Genomic DNA, 16669 nt, shown 5'->3' with positions numbered 1-16669 from the left:
AAAAAACCCAATCCGTGACTCGTCTTCCTCACCCGCATTTGGGCACACTCGCGCGATGGCGATGACACCCACCGGCAAGGCCTTCCTGCAGATCCACTTCTGCGTCGTGCTGTGGGGCTTCACCGCCATCCTCGGCAAGCTGATCACCCTGCCCGCGCTACCGCTGGTGTGGACGCGCATGCTGCTGGTGGTGGCCGCGCTGGCGCTGCTGCCCAAAGTGTGGCGCGGGCTGCGGGCGATGCCGGCGCGGCTGCTGTGGTCGTACGCCGGCGTCGGCGTGCTGGTCGCGCTGCACTGGCTGACCTTCTACGGCGCGATCAAGCTCTCCAACGCCTCGGTCGGCGCCACCTGCATCGCCCTCGCCACCGCCTTCACCGCGCTGGTGGAGCCGTGGCTGGCCGGCACCCGCTTCAGCAAGCGCGACCTCGCGCTGGGCGTCGCGGTGCTCCCGGGAGTCGCGCTGGTGGTCGGCGGCGTCCCCGACGGCATGCGCATCGGCATCGTGGTCGGCGCGCTGTCGGCGCTGCTGGTCGCGGTGTTCGGCTCGCTCAACAAGCGGCTGGTCGACCGCGGAGAACCCTTGACGGTGACGGCGCTGGAACTCGGCGCCGGCACCCTCGCGCTCACCCTGCTCGCACCGCTGATGCCGCTCTTCCCCGTCGACGCGATCGCCGACGCCTTCGCCGGGGACCTGCTGGTCATGCCGGGCGGGCGGGACATCGTGCTGCTGCTGGTGCTGTCACTGGCCTGCACGCTGCTGCCGTTCGCCCTGTCGCTGGTGGCGCTGCGCCACATGAGCGCGTTCGCCGCGCAACTGGCGGTCAACCTGGAACCGGTCTACGCAATCGTGCTGGCGATTGTCCTGCTCGGCGAGCAGCACGAACTCGAACCGCGGTTCTACCTGGGCGTGGTGGTCATCCTCGCCGCGGTGCTGGTCCACCCGCTGCTGGCGCGACCGCGCCGGATGGAGCATGTCGAGGTGCTGGCCACGGCGGAGTCGAAAAGCGTCGTCGAGTGACCGCGCGAGGTGGGCGCTCCCTCCCGATGCCTACTCCTTGCCGGGCCCCACCGGATTCCCTTCGCCGTCGAACGCCGGCGGCGAGTAGAAGTTCAGGGTCTTCAGCGGCACGTCGCCGAGGTTGCGGATCTCGTGGCGCTCGCCGCGTTCGATGACCAGCAGGTCGGCCGGCCCGAGCGATACCTCGCGCCCGTCGACGATGGCCACGCCGAGCCCGTCCAGCACGTAGAGCCACTGGTCGGCGCCGCGGTGGTAGTTGTCGGGACCCCCTTCGCTGCCGCCGGCGGGGATCACCATCACCGCGGCCTGCGCATGGCGTACTGCAAACGCGACGCGGAAGCCCGGGGAGAAGTCGAGGGTGTCGTGGCGCATGGCGGGGTCCGGGCGAAGGCGTGGGGAAGCCACCTTGCCGGGCGCGGCGTCAACGCCGCATGCAGCGGGAGGGGGTGCACGCATGCGGCCGGGGCCACGGTGGAAAAGACGGCGATCCCGCCCGGTGGAAGCACCCGGTCCAGCATGCCGCAACGGCATCGCGCCGTGCCCGTCGCGGGTTACGATCCACCGCGATCCCGACTGGCGATCCAAGCCCGCGATCTGCCGGTGATCCGAACCGGCAACCCCGTCAGCGACCCGCCGGCGGCCCGCCACTTTCCCGCCTACCGTTGCAGGACCGACATGAACCCGAACACCCAGAACGACATCGCCAAGCTGATCCTGCGCGTCACGCTCGGCGCGCTGATCCTGCTGCACGGCATCGCCAAGCTCAACGGCGGCCTGTCAGGCATCGTCGGCATGGTGGAGGCGCAGGGGCTGCCCGGCGTGCTCGGCTACGCCGTGCTGCTGGGCGAGGTGGTCGGCCCGCTGATGCTGCTGGCCGGCTTCCACGCGCGCATCGGCGCGCTGCTGGTCGCGATCAACATGGTGGTGGCGATCGCGCTCGTGCACATGGGCGAGCTCGGCCGGCTCAACGGCCAGGGCGGCTGGGCGCTGGAACTTCAGGGAATGTTCCTCGCCGCCGCGGTCGCGCTGGCCCTGATCGGCCCCGGGCGGTTCAGCGTCAACGGGCGCTGAGCGCGGGGGAGCGTGTCCGCATCGCATGGGCTGGCGATGTTGCGATGCAGCCCCTCGCAGGAAGCGGGCTTCTGTAGGAGCGGCTTCAGCCGCGATCATGGAACCGTTCGCCCGTGCCGCCCTCACGATCGCGGCTGAAGCCACTCCTACGCCCAAAGGAAGTCCCCTTGGGGGACAAAAGCCCGGGATTGCGCAAACGAACCTGCGCTGCGGCGCGTTGGTAGGAGCGACGTGAGTCGCGACCCAATGAACCTGACGGGCAGGCGATGGTGAACGTGCAGGAGCGATCGCGCGAGTGAGTGGACGCTCCGGGATGCATGTGCGCTCCGCTGCCGGCTGTCAGCGGGTCGCGACTCACGTCGCTACCGGGCGCACGCAAACGATCACGGCCGCGGCGGGTGTCCACCGCCGCAACCGGAGCCACCTCGTTGACGAAGCCGGAGTCGGCGCGCTCGCTGCCACCTATCCCGGGTGGCGACACACGCCATCTACATCCGGCTGACCCGGAACCGGCGTCCCTTGATCTTGCCCTCGCGCAGCCGCGCGAGCGCGGCGCCGGCCTTCTCGCGTGCGATCGCCACGTAGCTCCGCGTCGGGAAAACATCGATCTTGCCGATCGCCGAAACCGGCAGGCCGGCCTCGCCGGTGAGCGCACCGACGATGTCGCCCGGACGCAGCTTGTCGGTCTTGCCGCCGTCGATGCGCAGCGTCGCCATCGTCGCCGGCGGCACGTTGCGCGCCTGGCCCGCGAGCGGCGTGGCGCGGTGCCACTGCGGCGCTTCGCCGGTCTTTTCCGCAATCGCGTCGGCGCGGCCCACCTCGCGGGGCGCGCACAGGCTGAGCGCCAGCCCCTCGCGTCCCGCACGCCCGGTGCGGCCGATCCGGTGCACATACACGTCCGGATCGGTCGGCAGTTCGTAGTTGACCACCGCGGCCAGGTCCTCGACATCGAGCCCGCGGGCGGCGACGTCGCTGGCGACCAGCACGCTGCAGCTGCGGTTGGCGAAGCGCACCAGCACCTCGTCACGGTCCCGCTGCTCCATGTCGCCGTGCAGGGCGAGCGCATCGAAACCATGGTGCTGCAGCGAACCGGCGACTTCGTCGGCATCGCGCCGCATGTTGCAGAACACCACGCTCGACGCCGGCCGGAACTCCAGCAGCAACGCCGCCAGCAATGCGGTCTTGCGGGCGGGCTCGACCTCGTAGAAGCGCTGTTCGATCGCGGCGCGGTGTTCGGCGCCTTCGACGGTGACCTCCAGCGGCTCGCGCAGCATGGCGCCGGCCAGCGCGCGGATCGGCTCGGGGTACGTCGCCGAGAACAGCAGGCCCTGCCGCTCCTTCGGCGTCTTGCCGACGATCTCCCGGATCGGCTCCTCGAAGCCCATGTCCAGCATGCGGTCGGCTTCGTCGAGCACGAGCGTGCGCACGCCGCGCAGGTGCAGCGCCTTCTTGCGCAGCAGCTCCTGGATCCGCCCCGGCGTGCCGACCACCACGTGCGGGTCGTGGGTCAGCGACGCGAGCTGTGGCCCCAGCGCCATGCCGCCGCACAACACCGACACTTTCAGGTTGGGGATGCCCAGCGCCAGCCGGCGCAGCTGGCGGCCGACCTGGTCGGCCAGTTCGCGGGTCGGGCACAGCACCAGCGCCTGGGTCTGCACCCGCGCCGGGTCGATCCGCTGCAGCAGCCCGAGGCCGAACGCGGCGGTCTTGCCGCTGCCGGTCGGGGCCTGCGCGATCACGTCGCGGCCATCGAGGATCGCCGGCAGGCTCTGCGCCTGGACGGGGGTCAGCTGGCGGTAACCCAGCGCCTCCACGCCGGGCAGCAGCGCGGGCGAGAGCGGGAGCGAGGCGAAGGAGAGGTCGGGCGCGGCATCGGTCATGCCGCCATGATCGCAGTTTCGGCCGCCACCGGCGCCCGCGCGTTGCGCCCGCTGCACCCGCCTGCGACCCTGAGCGCCGCCCACACCGCGCCGCCTCCATGCAGACCATCGACTTCGAACTCGACCGCCGCCATGACCACGTCGAGCTGAACCAGCTGCTCAAGCTGGCCGGGCTGTGCGACAGCGGCGGTGCCGGCAAGGCGCTGGTGGCCAGCGGCGCGGTGCGGGTCGATGGCGCGGTGGAACTGCGCAAGACCTGCAAGATCCGCCCGGGCCAGCGCGTGCGGGTCGACGGCATCGAGATCGTCGTTGCCGCGGCTGGGTAAAGTGGTGCGGTGAAGCGGTGCGGTGACGGCTCGTTAACCCGCCGGCCGCTAGCGTGCCCGGCATGGCTTCCGACCCCTGCATCGACCACGCCGAGTTCTCCCGCACCGGGATCGAGCGTGCCGGGCTTCCGGACCAGGCCCACGCGGCATCGTCCTGCGAACCGACGGTGCTCATCATCGACCGCGATGTCGAGTTCGCCCGCGCGGCCGCCGAGTTCGCGCGTTCACGCGGATGCCGGGTCGCGATGGCGCACTCGCTCGAGCAGTCGCGCCGCATCGCCGGCCGCGAACGCTCCGACCTGATGCTGCTCGACCCGGTGCTGCCGGACGGCTCAGGGCTGGACCTGCTGGACGAGCTGGACCTCGCCCGCCACGCCCGCATCGCGGTGGTGACCGACCAGCCCAGCGTCGAATCGGCGGCGCGGGTGGTGTCGCTGCCGATCAGCGATTATCTGGTCAAGCCGCTGTGCCCGCAGCGCTACGCGGCGCTGATCGACGACGCCGTGAACCGCGCGCACGCCCAGGTGCCGCCACGTATCGCCGGGATGATCGGCGAATGCGAAGCGATCCGCGGCGTGCAGGAGGACCTGGCGCGGATCGCCACCACCACCGCCTCGGTGCTGGTGGCCGGCGAGAGCGGCACCGGCAAGGAGCTGGTCGCGCGTGCGCTGCACCAGCAGAGCGGTCGCAAGGGGCCGTTCGTCGCGGTCAACTGCGGCGCCATCGCCCCGGACCTGCTCGCCAGCCATCTGTTCGGCCACGAGCGCGGCAGCTTCACCGGCGCCGCCACCCGCCACGTCGGCTACTTCGAGCAGGCCAACCGCGGAACCCTGTTCCTCGACGAAGTGACCGAGATGCCGCCCGCGCTGCAGGTGTACCTGCTGCGGGCGCTGGAGACCGGCACCATCACCCGGGTCGGCGGCAGCGAGGCGATCGCGTTCGACACCCGCGTGGTGGCCGCGACCAACCGCGACCCCGCCGCAGCGATCGACGAAGGACGCCTGCGCGAGGACCTGTTCTACCGGCTCGCCGATTTCATCGTCGACCTGCCGCCGCTGCGCGCGCGCGAGGACGACGTCGTGCTGCTCGCCCGCCATTTCGTCGAGCGCCTCAACCGGCAGCACCGCACCCGCAAGCGGCTCGACCCCAGGACCGGGGACGCGCTGCGCCACTATCACTGGCCCGGCAACGTGCGCGAGCTGCGCAGCGTGGTCCAGCGCGCCTTCATCCTCGGCGATGCCGACACCGTGTCGATCCGCAACCCCGGCCGTCGCCTGGCGCGGAACCGGGGCGCGGACGACGAGGACACCGTCACCTTCAGCGTCGGCATGAGCTACGCCGAGGTCGAGCAGGAAATGCTGCTCAAGACCCTGGCGCGGTTCGACAACGACAAGACCCGCGCCGCACGCGCGCTGGGTGTCAGCGTGCGGACGATCCACAACCAGCTCAGCCGGCACCGCGCCGGCGCCCGGAGCGGCGACCGCGCCGCGCCAGGCGGTGCGGCGAAGGGTGGCGCGGCCGGGGACAGCGACCTGCACGCGATCTCCGCGTGATGCGCAGAGTTACGCCGCCAGCGCAAAGCTGCATTCGCGAGTCGGGGCTCTTGTAGGAGCGGCTTCAGCCGCGATCGTGGAGTCGGCGCGGGTGGCCGATCATCCGATCGCGGCTGAAGCCGCTCCTACGCCCAAAGGAAGTCCCCTTGGGGGACAAAAGCCCGCTACCTCGACGGGCTTGGCGGTCAATCTTCACACCCGGCGTTTTGCCCCGTCGCACGGGATCCGTTGATTTCACCACGACCCGCAAAACAGGGCCCGCAGAGTGCGGGCCCTGTGCCTTTCCTGCTCAGTGCGCGGTACCGCTGCTGCCGGTCGAGCCGCTCGTCGGCGTGGTCGGCGAACCGGTCTGGCTGCCGCCGCTGCTGCGCGTGGACGAGGACTCGTCCTGCTCGCCCGTGCCGCCTGAGCCGGACTGCACCCGGATGCGGTTGTCGACGTTGCGCACGCCGCTGCAGCCGTCGGCCAGGTCTTCCGCGCGGTGCTTCATCCAGCGCTGCGACACCGTGCCGTCGAGGGTGACGGTGCCTTGCGACACCTTGACCTCGATGTCGCTGGCGTCGATGTCGTGGTCGTGGGTCAGGCGTTCGCACAGGTCCTCGTTGATGCGCTCGTCGGAGCGGCTGTAGTTGCGCGGGCCGGTGCCGCGGTAGCTCTGGCGGCCCATGCCCGAGTGGCTCTGCTGGGTGTCGCCCGGCGAGACGAAGGACTGCTGGCCGCCGTAGCCGCCGCCGTAGCGATCCTGACCGGGGTTGCCGTAGCCGGAGCTCATCCCGTATCCCTCGCCAGCCTGGCGCCCCTGGCTGCCGTAGTAATCGGTTCCCTGGTAATCGCCACCGCCCCGATAGCCACCGCCGCGGTCGCCCTGGTAATCGCCACCCTGCGCACCCCACTGGCGATGTCCCTGCGCATACGCACCTTCGCCGTACTCGCCTTGGCCGTATTGCCCACGTCCGTACGAGCCCTGACCGTACGCGCCCTGGCCGTCGCCGAAGCGATCCTGGCGGTGCATGCCGTAGCGGGAGCCCTCCGAGCCCTGATCACGCTCCCAGCCGGACGATTGCCCGTAGGCACCGTAGCCGCGCCCGCGGCCCTGCTGCTCGCCAAAGGAGCTCTCACCGAAGGTCGGCTCGAACCCGCGGTCGGAGGAGCTGCCGTACTCGCGCTCGAGCCCTTCACGGCCGTAGGCCTGCGCACGCCCGTAGTCCTGCGACGCGGAATCCTCCGAGCCGTACTGCTGGCGGCTTCCCTGGTAGCCCTGGTTCTGGTAGCCCTGGTTCTGCGGCTCGAACTCGCGCTGGTGCTGTGAACGGGTCGGCTGCCAACTCCGCTGCGCGCCCTGCTGGCTGCCGCCCTGCGAATAGCCACCCTGCTGGTAACTGCCCTGCGCGCCCTGCGCACCCTGTTGATAGCCACCCTGCCCGCCCTGCTGGCGGCCGTACTGCTGGCTACCCTGCGCCCGTGACTGGCGTCCGCGGCCCTGGTTGGCGTTGTTGTTGTATCCGTTGCCGGACGGGTAATGGTCGTTGCGATCGGTCATTTCGTTTCTCCTTTCGGTAAGCCACGCGCGACCCGCCTGTACGCATCGCGCACCCAGTTGCATCACGTCCTCCGCCACCGCCTTGAGGTCTTCGCCCATCTTGTTGTTCTCTCGCATCTGCCTGCCCTCCTGCTGTTGCCCTGGTTGGCCACGCGGCCATGCCGGCGCGGTCGGGTTCATTCCATGGCCCGGTTGCTCCATGGACTCGGTTGTCGTCCGGGTTGTCCCCGGGGTGGTGCTCGTCGACTGCCTTCTCGCGGATTGCACCGAAGGGGGCGCAAGACACATGCCAATGGCAAGCCGCGCCACCGGCCATTCATGGCCACCGACCGGGTGACGGGATTTCCCGCCCGCGCACTTTTTTCCGTGACGGGTGCGTCAAGCGCGCACCGCCGTGCGTTCAGTCGCCGACCGGCGTCGGGTTGTCTTCCGTGGCGGGCACCTGGTTCGGCTCGCCGGGCTGCGGGACCGGTTCGGCCGTCGGGTCGATGCGGCCTTCGCAATCCTCAACGGCCTGGCCGGTCAACCCGGCGCACGGCCCGGCCACGTCGGTGGTCGGATTGGCCGCGGTGGCCGGGGAGTCGTCGATGACGGTGCTCGCCGAATCGGCCGCTTCGATCGGCTCGGCCTTGCGCCGGTCGCAGGCGGCGGTGCCAAGCGCAAGCAGCACCAGTGCGGCGGAGGTGACGGCGATTCGAAGGGACATGCGGGATCCTCGTCTGGTTGCGGATGGCCACGCCCGGTGGCCGGGAGCGGACTCGCCGGCGGCTATCCGTGGTCGGTACGGTCGCCGCGGTCGTCGACGCTGGCCTCGCGCTGCTCGCCACCCTCGAACCCGTGCCACTCGTCCTGGCGGGTGCGGGTGTTGCGGTCGCCCGAGCTGTGGCCGTACTCGCGCTGCCTGCGCGCCGTCTCGTGCGTGGCCTCGGACTGCCCGCGGTCGGGGCCGTCGGCTGGAACATTGCGGGACGGATTCATCGGCGCCTCCTGTTCGATCGGTGTCGACAGCCTGCCCCGACGCCAATGAAGTCTGTGTCGCGCGGACGTTATTTTTCCGCCGTGTCGCTGTCCGGCGCCCCCTTGTGCCGCACTACCCGCACCACGTAGACCACGACCACCACACCGAGCACGAGCTTGGTGACCGGGTCGATGAAATCGCCGACACGTTCGAAGTGGTTGCCCAGCAGGTAACCGATCCAGACCAGCAGGCCGGTCCACAACGCGGTGCCCAGCGCGCTGAAGGCGATGAACGCGCCGAAGTTCATGTGGTGGATGCCGGCGGGGATCGAGATCAGCGAGCGGATGCCGGGGATCAGGCGGCACACGAACACCGCCCAGCCGCCGCGTTTGCCGAACCATTTCGAGGCGCGGTCGATGTCCCCGCGCGAGAACGTCAGCCAGCGACCGTGCCGGTCGGCGAAGTCCTTCAGCCGCTCCTCGCCGATCCGGTGGCCGATCCAGTACAGCAGCACCGCGCCGAGCAGCGAGCCCACGGTGCCGGCGGCGATCGCGCCGTACACGTTCATGCGACCTTCGGACGCGAGGTAGCCGGCCATCGGCATGATCAGCTCCGACGGGATCGGCGGGAACACGTTCTCGAGGAAGGTCAACAGCACGACGCCGAAATAGCCCATCGAGGAAATGGTGTCGGTCAGCCATGCACCCATCGGCGTGCTCCTGGAACGGGACGTCCGACTGTGGCGCCGACGGCGTGCCCGTATCGTGACCGGGCACGCCGTGCCCGCGGCGGCGCCCGTACACTGCCGCGATGGCCTGGTTCGTCTACCTGCTCGAGTGCCGCGACGGCAGCATCTACACCGGCATCGCCACCGACGTCGCGCGCCGCTACGGCGAGCACGTCGCCGGCAAGGGCGCGCGCTACACCCGCGCACGACCGCCGGTACGCCTGCTGGCCAGCTTCGAACACCCCGACCGCAGCAGCGCCAGCCGCGCCGAATACGCGATCAAGCGGCTGACGCCGGCAGGCAAGCGGGCCTTGTGCGACGAAGCCGGAACCGCTGCGAACCACCGGCCCGCCCACACGCCGCGCCCCTGTACGAGCGGCTTCAGCCGCGATCCTGGAATCGGCCAGGCGAACGATTGCCCGATCGCGGCTGAAGCCGCTCCTGCAAAAGCCCGGGGCCGACGCTTCACGCATTCGCAATGACGTCGGGCCGAAGGTGGCGCCAAACCACCGGAGCCGGAGGCGCCCCATGGCCGATCTTTCCCGCGCCCGCGACCGCATGGTCGACGTCCATCTCGCCGGCCGCGGCATCCGCGACCGCCACGTGCTCGACGCGATGCGCACGGTGCCGCGCGAGCGTTTCGTCGACGAGCCGATGCGCGAGTTCGCGTACGAGGACAGCCCGCTGCCGATCGGCGAAGGCCAGACCATCTCGCAGCCCTATATCGTCGCGCTGATGATCGAGGCGGCGGAGGTGGCACCGGGCGATCGCGTGCTCGAAGTGGGCGCCGGCTCCGGCTATGCCGCCGCGGTGATGAGCCGGATCGCAAAGACGGTGCACACCATCGAGCGGCACGCGCCGCTGGCCGGGCAGGCGCGCGAACGGTTCCAATCGCTGGGATACGACAACATCGAACTGCGCGTCGGCGACGGCACCCGCGGCTGGGCCGAGGCGGCGCCGTTCGACGCCATCCTGGTGGCCGCCGGCGCGCCGGAGACGCCGCAGGCACTGCGCGAGCAGCTGGCGGTGGGCGGCCGGCTGCTCATCCCGGTCGGTGACGAGGAGTCCGGCCAGCGCCTGCGCCGGATCACCCGCACCGGGCGCGAGCAGTACGAACAGGACGATCTGGGCGGGGTGAGGTTCGTGCCGCTGATCGGCGAGCAGGGCTGGGCCGAGGACGGCAGCCGCGCCGCCAGCAACCATGTGCCGGCGCACGGCAGGAGCCTGCCGGAGATGATCGCCGAGGCCGCCGAGCCGCTGCCCGGTTTCGACGACCCCGCGTTCGCCGAGGCGTTCGACCGCTTCGCCGACCGTCGCGTGGTCCTGCTCGGCGAGGCCAGCCACGGCACCGGCGAGTTCTACCGCGCCCGCGCGGAGATCACCCGCCGGCTGATCGAGCGCCACGGCTTCAATATCGTCGCGGTGGAGGCCGACTGGCCCGACGCGGCGGCCATCGACCGGCACGTGCGCCACCGCCCGCAACGCGGCGACGCGGAGCCGGTGTTCCAGCGCTTCCCCACCTGGATGTGGCGCAACACCGAGGTCGCCGAGCTGGTGATCTGGATGCGCGCCTTCAACGAGGGGCGCGAGCCGGCGCAGCGGGCCGGCTTCCACGGGCTGGACATGTACAACCTCCGCGGCTCGATCGCGGCGGTGCTGGAGTACCTGGACAAGGTGGACCCGGAGGCGGCCTCGGTCGCGCGCGAACGCTACGGCTGCCTGACGCCGTGGCAGAAGGATCCGGCGACCTACGGCCGCGCGGTGCTGACCCGCGGCTACGGCAAATGCGAGGCCGGGGTCACCCGCCAGTTGCACGAGCTGCTGCAGCGTCGGCTGGAATACGCCGGCCACGACGGCGACGACTTCCTCGACGCCGCGCAGAACGCGCGGCTGGTCGCCGCCGCCGAGCGCTATTATCGGGTCATGTACTACGGCGGCGCGGAGAGCTGGAACCTGCGCGACACCCACATGTTCGAGACGCTCGAACACCTGCTGGAGGCACGCGGACCGCAGTCGAAGGCGATCGTGTGGGCGCACAACTCGCACATCGGCGACGCCCGCTACACCGAGATGGGCCAGGCCCGCGACGAGCTCAACATCGGCCAGCTGTGCCGGCAGCGTTTCGGCGACGAAGCCGCCCTGGTCGGCTTCGGCACCCATGCCGGCACCGTCGCGGCCGCCACCGACTGGGACGGCGACATGGAGATCAAGCAGGTGCGGCCGTCGCGGCACGACAGCATCGAGCGGCTGTGCCACGACAGCGGGGTGCCGCGGTTCCTGCTCGACCTGCGCGAGGGCCGCCACGACGCCCTGCGCCGGCGCCTGGCGAAGCCGCGGCTGGAACGCTTCATCGGCGTCATCTACCGGCCCGACACCGAGCTGCAGAGCCACTACGCCGCGGTCGTGCTGCCGATGCAGTTCGACGCGTGGGTGTGGTTCGACCGGACCCACGCGGTGACGCCGCTGGGGCCGCAGCATCCCGGCCCCGGCATGCCGGAAACCTATCCGTCCGGGCTCTGAGCCGCGCGGTCCGCGGCCCGTGGCGGCGCCGCCAGCAACCGGCGCAACGCGGACTCCAGCGCGTCCGGGCGGAACGGTTTGTGCAGCACCGGGGCGTCCACGCCCATCTCGCGCAGGTCCGCCGCCGAATGGCCCGACATGAACAGCACCGCCAGCCCCGGACAGCGCCGGCGCAACTCCGCGGCCAAGGCCGGTCCCGGGCGGTCCGGCAGCGCGACATCGCTGAGCAGCACGTCGAAGCGCGCGTCCGGGTCGGGCGCCGTGGCCGCGGCGATCGCCATCGCCGCATCCGTCACCGCGGTCACGCCATGGCCGGACATCCGCAGCAGGTCGGCGATCAGCCGCCGGTTGTCGGCGTCGTCCTCGACCAGCAGGATCCGCAGCCCGGCGCCGGTGCCCCGGTCCAGCAGGGCACGCAGGCGCACGGCGAGGTCCTCGCGCAGATACGGCTTCTCCAGCAACTCCACGCCCTCGTCCAGGCGGCCATCGTGGAACACCACGTCGCGGGTGTAGCCGGAGGTGAACAGCACGGCGATCTCCGGCTGCAGCTCGCGGGCGAGCGCGGCCAGCTCGGGGCTGTGCACGGGGCCGGGCATGATCACGTCGGTGAACAGCAGGTCGACCCGCAGGCCGTTGCGCAGCAGGGCCAGCGCCTCGGCGCCGTCGCGCGCCTCCACCACTTCATAGCCGAGCGCGCGTACCGTTTCCACAGTGCTGCGCCGCACCGCATCCTCGTCCTCCACGACCAGGATGACCTCGCCCCGGCCCGCGCGGTCGACCGGCCGGACGGGCGCCTCCGCCGCCAGGGTGGCGGGCGCGTCGATGCGCGGCAGGTAGACCGTGACCACGGTGCCCCTGCCCGGCTCGCTGGCGAGCTCGACGTGGCCGCCGCTCTGCTTGACGAAGCCGTACACCATGCTGAGGCCCAGGCCGGTGCCCCGGCCCTCGGCCTTGGTGGTGAAGAAGGGCTCGAAGGCGCGTTGCCGCACCGCCGGCTGCATGCCGTGGCCGCTGTCGGCCACCTCCAGAGCCACGTAGCGGCCCGGTTCCAGGCCGTCCGCGTCGGCGTCGCCGCCGCCGGCGGCTTCCACGTTGCGCAGGGAAATGCGCAGCCGGCCGCCATGCGGCATCGCGTCGCGGGCGTTGATGGCCAGGTTCAGCACCGCATTCTCGAGCTGGTGGACGTCGGCCTCGACGTTGCCCAGCCCCGGCGCCACTTCCAGCCGGACCTCGATGGTCTCGCCCAGCGTGCGCCGCAACAGCTCGTCCAGCGCACCCAGCCGCTCGCCCAGGTTGAACACCACCGGGCGCAATGGCTGCTGGCGGGCGAACGCCAGCAACTGCGACGACAGCCGGGCGCCGCGCGCGACCGCCTCCATCGCCGATTCCGCGCGCGCCTGCATCGTTTCGTCGCCAGCGGCGTGGCGCTGGATCAGCTGCAGGTTGGCGCCGATCACCTGCAGCACGTTGTTGAAGTCGTGGGCGACGCCGCCGGTGAGCTTGCCCACCGCCTCCAGCTTCTGCGCATGCAGCAGGGCCTGCTCGCTGTCGGCCAGGGCCCGGGTGCGCTCGCGCACCAGGTCTTCCAGCTGGTCGTGGTGGCGACGCAGTTCGGCCTGGGCGATGGCCTGCGCGGTGATGTCGTGGCCCTGCACAAGGATGCCGACCACCCCGCCGTCGCCGCCGCGCACCGGCTGGTAGACGAAATCGACGTGGCGGGTTTCCGCGCCACGGCCGCCGGCATTCGCCAGGCGCACCTCCATCCCGCGCCCGACGAATGGCTCGCCGCTGGCGTACACCCGGTCGAGCAGGTCGATGAAGCCCTGCCCCTCGACGTCGGGCAAGGCCTCCTTGACGGCCAGCCCGGTGACCCGGCGGCCGCCGACCAGCCGCGTGTAGGCCGGGTTGACGAGTTCGAACCGGTGCTCGCGGCCGCTGAGATACGCCATGAAGCCCGGCGCCTCGTCGAACAGCTGCAACAGGTGCTGGCGCTGGGAGTCCAGCAGGCGATTGGCTTCCTGCAGACCCTGGGCACGCGCCAGGATGCCGCCGTGCAGTTGCTCCATCGGCAGGTCCTGCTGACGCGCCTTGCGCAGCTCGGCCTTGAGCCGCTGCACTTCGGTCACGTCCATCGTGTTCTGCAGGATGAAACGGGTGCGGCCTTCGCCATCGACCAGCGGGGTGTGGGTCGCGCTCCAGTAGCGCTCCTCGAAGGCGGTGCCGCTGTCGGTGTGGACCGGGATCGAGTAGCGGATCAGCCCGAGCACGTCGGGCAGGCCGCTGTCGAGCACGCGCTGCAGCGATGCCCGCAGCTCACGCACGCTCGAATCGCCGCCGGAGGCCGGGTCGCCCGGGAAGGCCTCGAACATCCCGACCCCGAGCAGTTCGTCGCGGCGGCGCCCGGTCACGCGCAGGTAGGCCGGGTTCATTTCCACGAACCGCAGCTCGCGGTCGAGCAGCACGTACGGGTTCGGCGAATGTTCGAATAGCTGTCTGAAGTCGATCATCCGCGCCGTTGCCGCCCTGCGTCCCCATTGCGCCACCGGGCCGGCGGTGCCGGGCGTGACCGGTGCAGTGTGCAACAGGCCGGACAACACCGCGTCAAGGCGGCGCGGAGACGGCCGACGCGGCACCGCGGCGCGGCCGCCGGGGCAACGATCAGCCGTGCAGCCGCGAACGCGCGGTCGGCACAAGGCGCAACACCTCCGGCGCCTGCGCCAGGCGGCTGCGCAGGGCCGGTTCGAGCACGCCGCACCAGTGCGGGTGGCTGGCCAGTTTCGACAGGTGGCGCTCGTAGGCCGACCGCCCGGCAAAGCACGAGAACCAGGCGAACACCCGTTCGCCCTCGCGCACCGGCAGCGCCGGGAAGTTGTTGGATGCGGTCTCGCTGGCCAGCGCGGCGCAGACCGGCGCGCCGGTTTCGCCCAGCAATGGCACCAGGTCGAACTCGAAGAAGTCGAGGAAATCCCGGTCCACTCCGGCATGCGGGCGGTAGACGGTGCCGACCACCAGCCCGGCGCCGTCCCCGCCGGCATCGCGCGGCGCCCGCGGCATCCGCGGGATCTGGAACCCCGACGCGCTGTAGGCCGGCCGCAGCATCAGCACGTCGTCGGAGTCGAGCATGGTCGCGTTGGCCGCCTCGCGGTGCGCCCGCCACGTCGACCCGCCGTAGAACGCGGGCAGCGCGCGGCCACGCGCCGCCATGTCGGCGAAGCCGCGCAGCCAAACGAAGCGGTCGGGGTGGTCGAGGTCGCGGAACTGGCCGATCAGGCGGATGCCCTCGGCCTCCTGGGTTTCGACGAACTCGCGCTCGAACAGGCCGACCAGCGCATCGCGCCGGCCGGGGTGGAGCGTGTAGCGGCGCAGTTCGACCACGGTCGAGTACGCCTCGAACAGGAGGTAGGGCTGGTTCATCGGAATCCGTCCGGTGGCCGCGAGGGAGCGCCAGCGTGCCGCCCCATCAGGGCGATAACGGCCCTGATTGATTGCTAGCCTTGGCGCATGCCCCACCCCACCACCCGCGTGCTGGCCGTGCTCGAACTGCTGCAGGCCCACGGCCGCATCAGCGGGCCGGACATGGCGCGGCGGCTGGGCGTCGACGGCCGCACCCTGCGGCGCTACGTCGCCATCCTCGAGGAGTTCGGCATCCCGATCACCGCCGAGCGCGGCCGCTACGGCGGCTACGCGCTGGTGCCGGGCTTCCGGCTGCCGCCGATGATGTTCACCGACGACGAGGCGCTGGCGCTCTCGGTCGGGCTGTTGGCCGCGCGCAGCCTCGGCCTGTCGGAGGCGCAGCCGGCGGTGGCCAGCGCCCGCGCCAAACTCGAGCGCGTGATGCCGGCACGGCTGAAACAGCGGGTGCGCGCCATCGACGAGACGGTCACGCTCGACCTGTCGCGCACCGCGCCGACCGGCGACAACGGCGTGCTCGCCGCACTCAGCGCCGCCGCGCAGGCGCAGCAGCGGGTGCAGATGGTCTATCGCTCGGCGCGCGACGAGGAAAGCGTGCGGCCGTTCGACCCGTACGGCCTGGGTTTCCGCGGTGGCCACTGGTACGCGGCCGGCTTCTGCCACCTGCGCGGCGAGCTGCGCTCCTTCCGGCTCGACCGGGTGCTCGCGGTGCGCCCGCTGCCGGTGAGTTTCGGCCGCCCAGCGGGTTTCGATGCGCTCGCCCACCTGTCGGCATCGCTGGCCAACATCCCGCGGGCGCAGGCGGCCGAGGTGCTGCTGCACACCGATCTGGACACCGCCCGCCGCGCGTTCTTCTACGACCTGGGCACGCTCGAACCGGTGGCGTCGGGCGTGCTGCTGCGGGCGCGCACCGACCACCTGGGCTGGTTCGCGCGAGAGCTGGCGCGGCTGCCGTTCGACTTCAGCATCCACGGCCCGGACGCCCTGCGCGAAGAAGTGCGGACGCTGGCCGAGCGCATCCTGGTGCGCGTTCCAACCTGAGCGGCGGCGGCGGCCGCCGCGCGCCGCGGCCGCGTCAGCCGGCGTGCATCACGATCCGCACGCTGCCGTCCAGGGTGCGGTGCACCGGGCAGCGCGCGGCGATCTGCATCATCCGCTCGCGCATGGCCTCGTCGATGTCGCCGTCGATGTGCACGGTGCAGTCGAGCCGGTCGATGCGGTCGCTCTCCGCGCAGCGTACGCAGTCGGCCTCGTGGACCTTGTCGTGGCGCACGAACACCCGGATGTCGCTCACCGCCAGGCCCTTGCGGCTGGCATAGGAGTGCAGGGTCATCGCGGTGCAGGAGGCCAGCGCGGCGGAGATCAGGCCGTAGGGCGACGGCCCCTGGTCGGTGCCGCCGACCGCCGCCGGCTCGTCGGCGACCAGCGGGTGCCCGGCCACGTTGAGCCGGGTGCGGAAGCCGCGGTTGTCCGATTGCGCGAGCGCTTCGCCCTCGGACAGGGCCGCGTCGGGTGGGGGCAATTCGCTCGTGGCCATCGGGGCAGCTCCGGATGCGTGTGCAGGTGCAGGTGAATTCCGATGCTAGGTGCGGCGATGTCACCGCCGCGCATCCGCCGGTCGAATCAGCCGCGTCCGCCGTTGGTCGTTGTCGGAATGCGGACAGG

General features: G+C 71.3%; 15 protein-coding genes and 1 pseudogene. 7 read left to right on the top strand and 9 right to left on the bottom strand.

All coding sequences use genetic code 11. The features are described 5' to 3' along the window. Window positions 1-55 precede the first annotated feature (55 nt). Window positions 56-1018 (top strand): DMT family transporter, encoded by a 963-nt coding sequence (locus tag U8331_RS04585; protein ID WP_481132434.1) that lies wholly within the window; start codon window positions 56-58, stop codon window positions 1016-1018. Window positions 1019-1048: 30 nt separating this feature from the next. On the opposite strand, the gene U8331_RS04580 is transcribed toward U8331_RS04585, so the two are convergent. Further along, window positions 1049-1390, bottom strand: coding sequence for a cupin domain-containing protein (locus U8331_RS04580; RefSeq protein WP_481132433.1), 342 nt, complete (start codon window positions 1388-1390; stop codon window positions 1049-1051). 303 nt (window positions 1391-1693) lie between these two features. Here U8331_RS04580 and U8331_RS04575 point away from each other — a divergent pair, with 303 nt between their 5' ends. Next, window positions 1694-2089 carry a DoxX family protein gene (locus U8331_RS04575; protein WP_481132432.1) on the top strand — a complete coding sequence of 132 codons (396 nt, stop codon included), beginning with the start codon at window positions 1694-1696 and terminating at the stop codon, window positions 2087-2089. Window positions 2090-2577: 488 nt separating this feature from the next. Here U8331_RS04575 and dbpA read toward each other — a convergent pair whose 3' ends face one another. Further along, window positions 2578-3969 carry an ATP-dependent RNA helicase DbpA gene (gene dbpA, locus U8331_RS04570; RefSeq protein ID WP_481132431.1) on the bottom strand — a complete coding sequence of 464 codons (1392 nt, stop codon included), beginning with the start codon at window positions 3967-3969 and terminating at the stop codon, window positions 2578-2580. Window positions 3970-4067: 98 nt separating this feature from the next. Here dbpA and U8331_RS04565 point away from each other — a divergent pair, with 98 nt between their 5' ends. Both U8331_RS04565 and U8331_RS04560 read left to right on the top strand, forming a co-directional pair. After that, entirely contained in the window at window positions 4068-4295 is a 228-nt protein-coding gene (locus tag U8331_RS04565; protein ID WP_481132430.1) for an RNA-binding S4 domain-containing protein, read from the top strand. 62 nt (window positions 4296-4357) lie between these two features. Next, entirely contained in the window at window positions 4358-5848 is a 1491-nt protein-coding gene (locus tag U8331_RS04560; protein ID WP_481132428.1) for a sigma-54-dependent transcriptional regulator, read from the top strand. Window positions 5849-6137: 289 nt separating this feature from the next. On the opposite strand, the gene U8331_RS04555 is transcribed toward U8331_RS04560, so the two are convergent. The 4 genes from U8331_RS04555 to U8331_RS04540 all read right to left on the bottom strand — a co-directional run bounded on the left by U8331_RS04555 (window position 6138) and on the right by U8331_RS04540 (window position 9055). Then, entirely contained in the window at window positions 6138-7505 is a 1368-nt protein-coding gene (locus U8331_RS04555; RefSeq protein WP_481132427.1) for a BON domain-containing protein, read from the bottom strand. Between the two features lie 283 nt (window positions 7506-7788). Then, window positions 7789-8094 (bottom strand): hypothetical protein, encoded by a 306-nt coding sequence (locus tag U8331_RS04550; RefSeq protein WP_481132426.1) that lies wholly within the window; start codon window positions 8092-8094, stop codon window positions 7789-7791. A 62-nt stretch (window positions 8095-8156) separates the two neighbouring features. Continuing rightward, window positions 8157-8366 carry a hypothetical protein gene (locus U8331_RS04545; RefSeq protein WP_481132425.1) on the bottom strand — a complete coding sequence of 70 codons (210 nt, stop codon included), beginning with the start codon at window positions 8364-8366 and terminating at the stop codon, window positions 8157-8159. Window positions 8367-8434: 68 nt separating this feature from the next. Next, entirely contained in the window at window positions 8435-9055 is a 621-nt protein-coding gene (locus tag U8331_RS04540) for a DedA family protein (RefSeq protein ID WP_481132424.1), read from the bottom strand. Window positions 9056-9156: 101 nt separating this feature from the next. Here U8331_RS04540 and U8331_RS04535 point away from each other — a divergent pair. Continuing rightward, window positions 9157-9360, top strand: a pseudogene (locus U8331_RS04535) (GIY-YIG nuclease family protein); the annotation flags it as partial. A 241-nt stretch (window positions 9361-9601) separates the two neighbouring features. Next, a complete protein-coding gene (locus U8331_RS04530; RefSeq protein WP_481132423.1) occupies window positions 9602-11593 on the top strand; it encodes a protein-L-isoaspartate(D-aspartate) O-methyltransferase in 1992 nt (663 codons plus the stop codon). Here U8331_RS04530 and U8331_RS04525 read toward each other — a convergent pair. Both U8331_RS04525 and U8331_RS04520 read right to left on the bottom strand, forming a co-directional pair. Then, complete coding sequence (locus tag U8331_RS04525; RefSeq protein WP_481132422.1) at window positions 11575-14100, bottom strand: response regulator; 2526 nt, start codon at window positions 14098-14100, stop codon at window positions 11575-11577. The genes U8331_RS04530 and U8331_RS04525 overlap by 19 nt on opposite strands. A 151-nt stretch (window positions 14101-14251) precedes the next feature. After that, the gene (locus U8331_RS04520) at window positions 14252-15007 is read right to left on the bottom strand and encodes an NIPSNAP family protein (protein ID WP_481132421.1); all 756 of its coding nucleotides are present in this window, start codon (window positions 15005-15007) and stop codon (window positions 14252-14254) included. A gap of 87 nt (window positions 15008-15094) precedes the next feature. Here U8331_RS04520 and U8331_RS04515 point away from each other — a divergent pair, with 87 nt between their 5' ends. Then, on the top strand, window positions 15095-16045 hold the full coding sequence (locus U8331_RS04515; protein WP_481132420.1) for a helix-turn-helix transcriptional regulator: 951 nt from the start codon (window positions 15095-15097) through the stop codon (window positions 16043-16045). Between the two features lie 34 nt (window positions 16046-16079). Here the strand turns inward: U8331_RS04515 and U8331_RS04510 are convergent, their stop codons facing one another. Next, complete coding sequence (locus U8331_RS04510; RefSeq protein ID WP_481132419.1) at window positions 16080-16541, bottom strand: OsmC family protein; 462 nt, start codon at window positions 16539-16541, stop codon at window positions 16080-16082. Between the last annotated feature and the right edge of the window lie 128 nt (window positions 16542-16669).

Source organism: Lysobacter sp. CC-YZS074, assembly GCF_056739745.1.
Note: the sequence above shows the minus strand (reverse complement) of the source record. Positions and strands in the feature narration are given on the sequence as shown.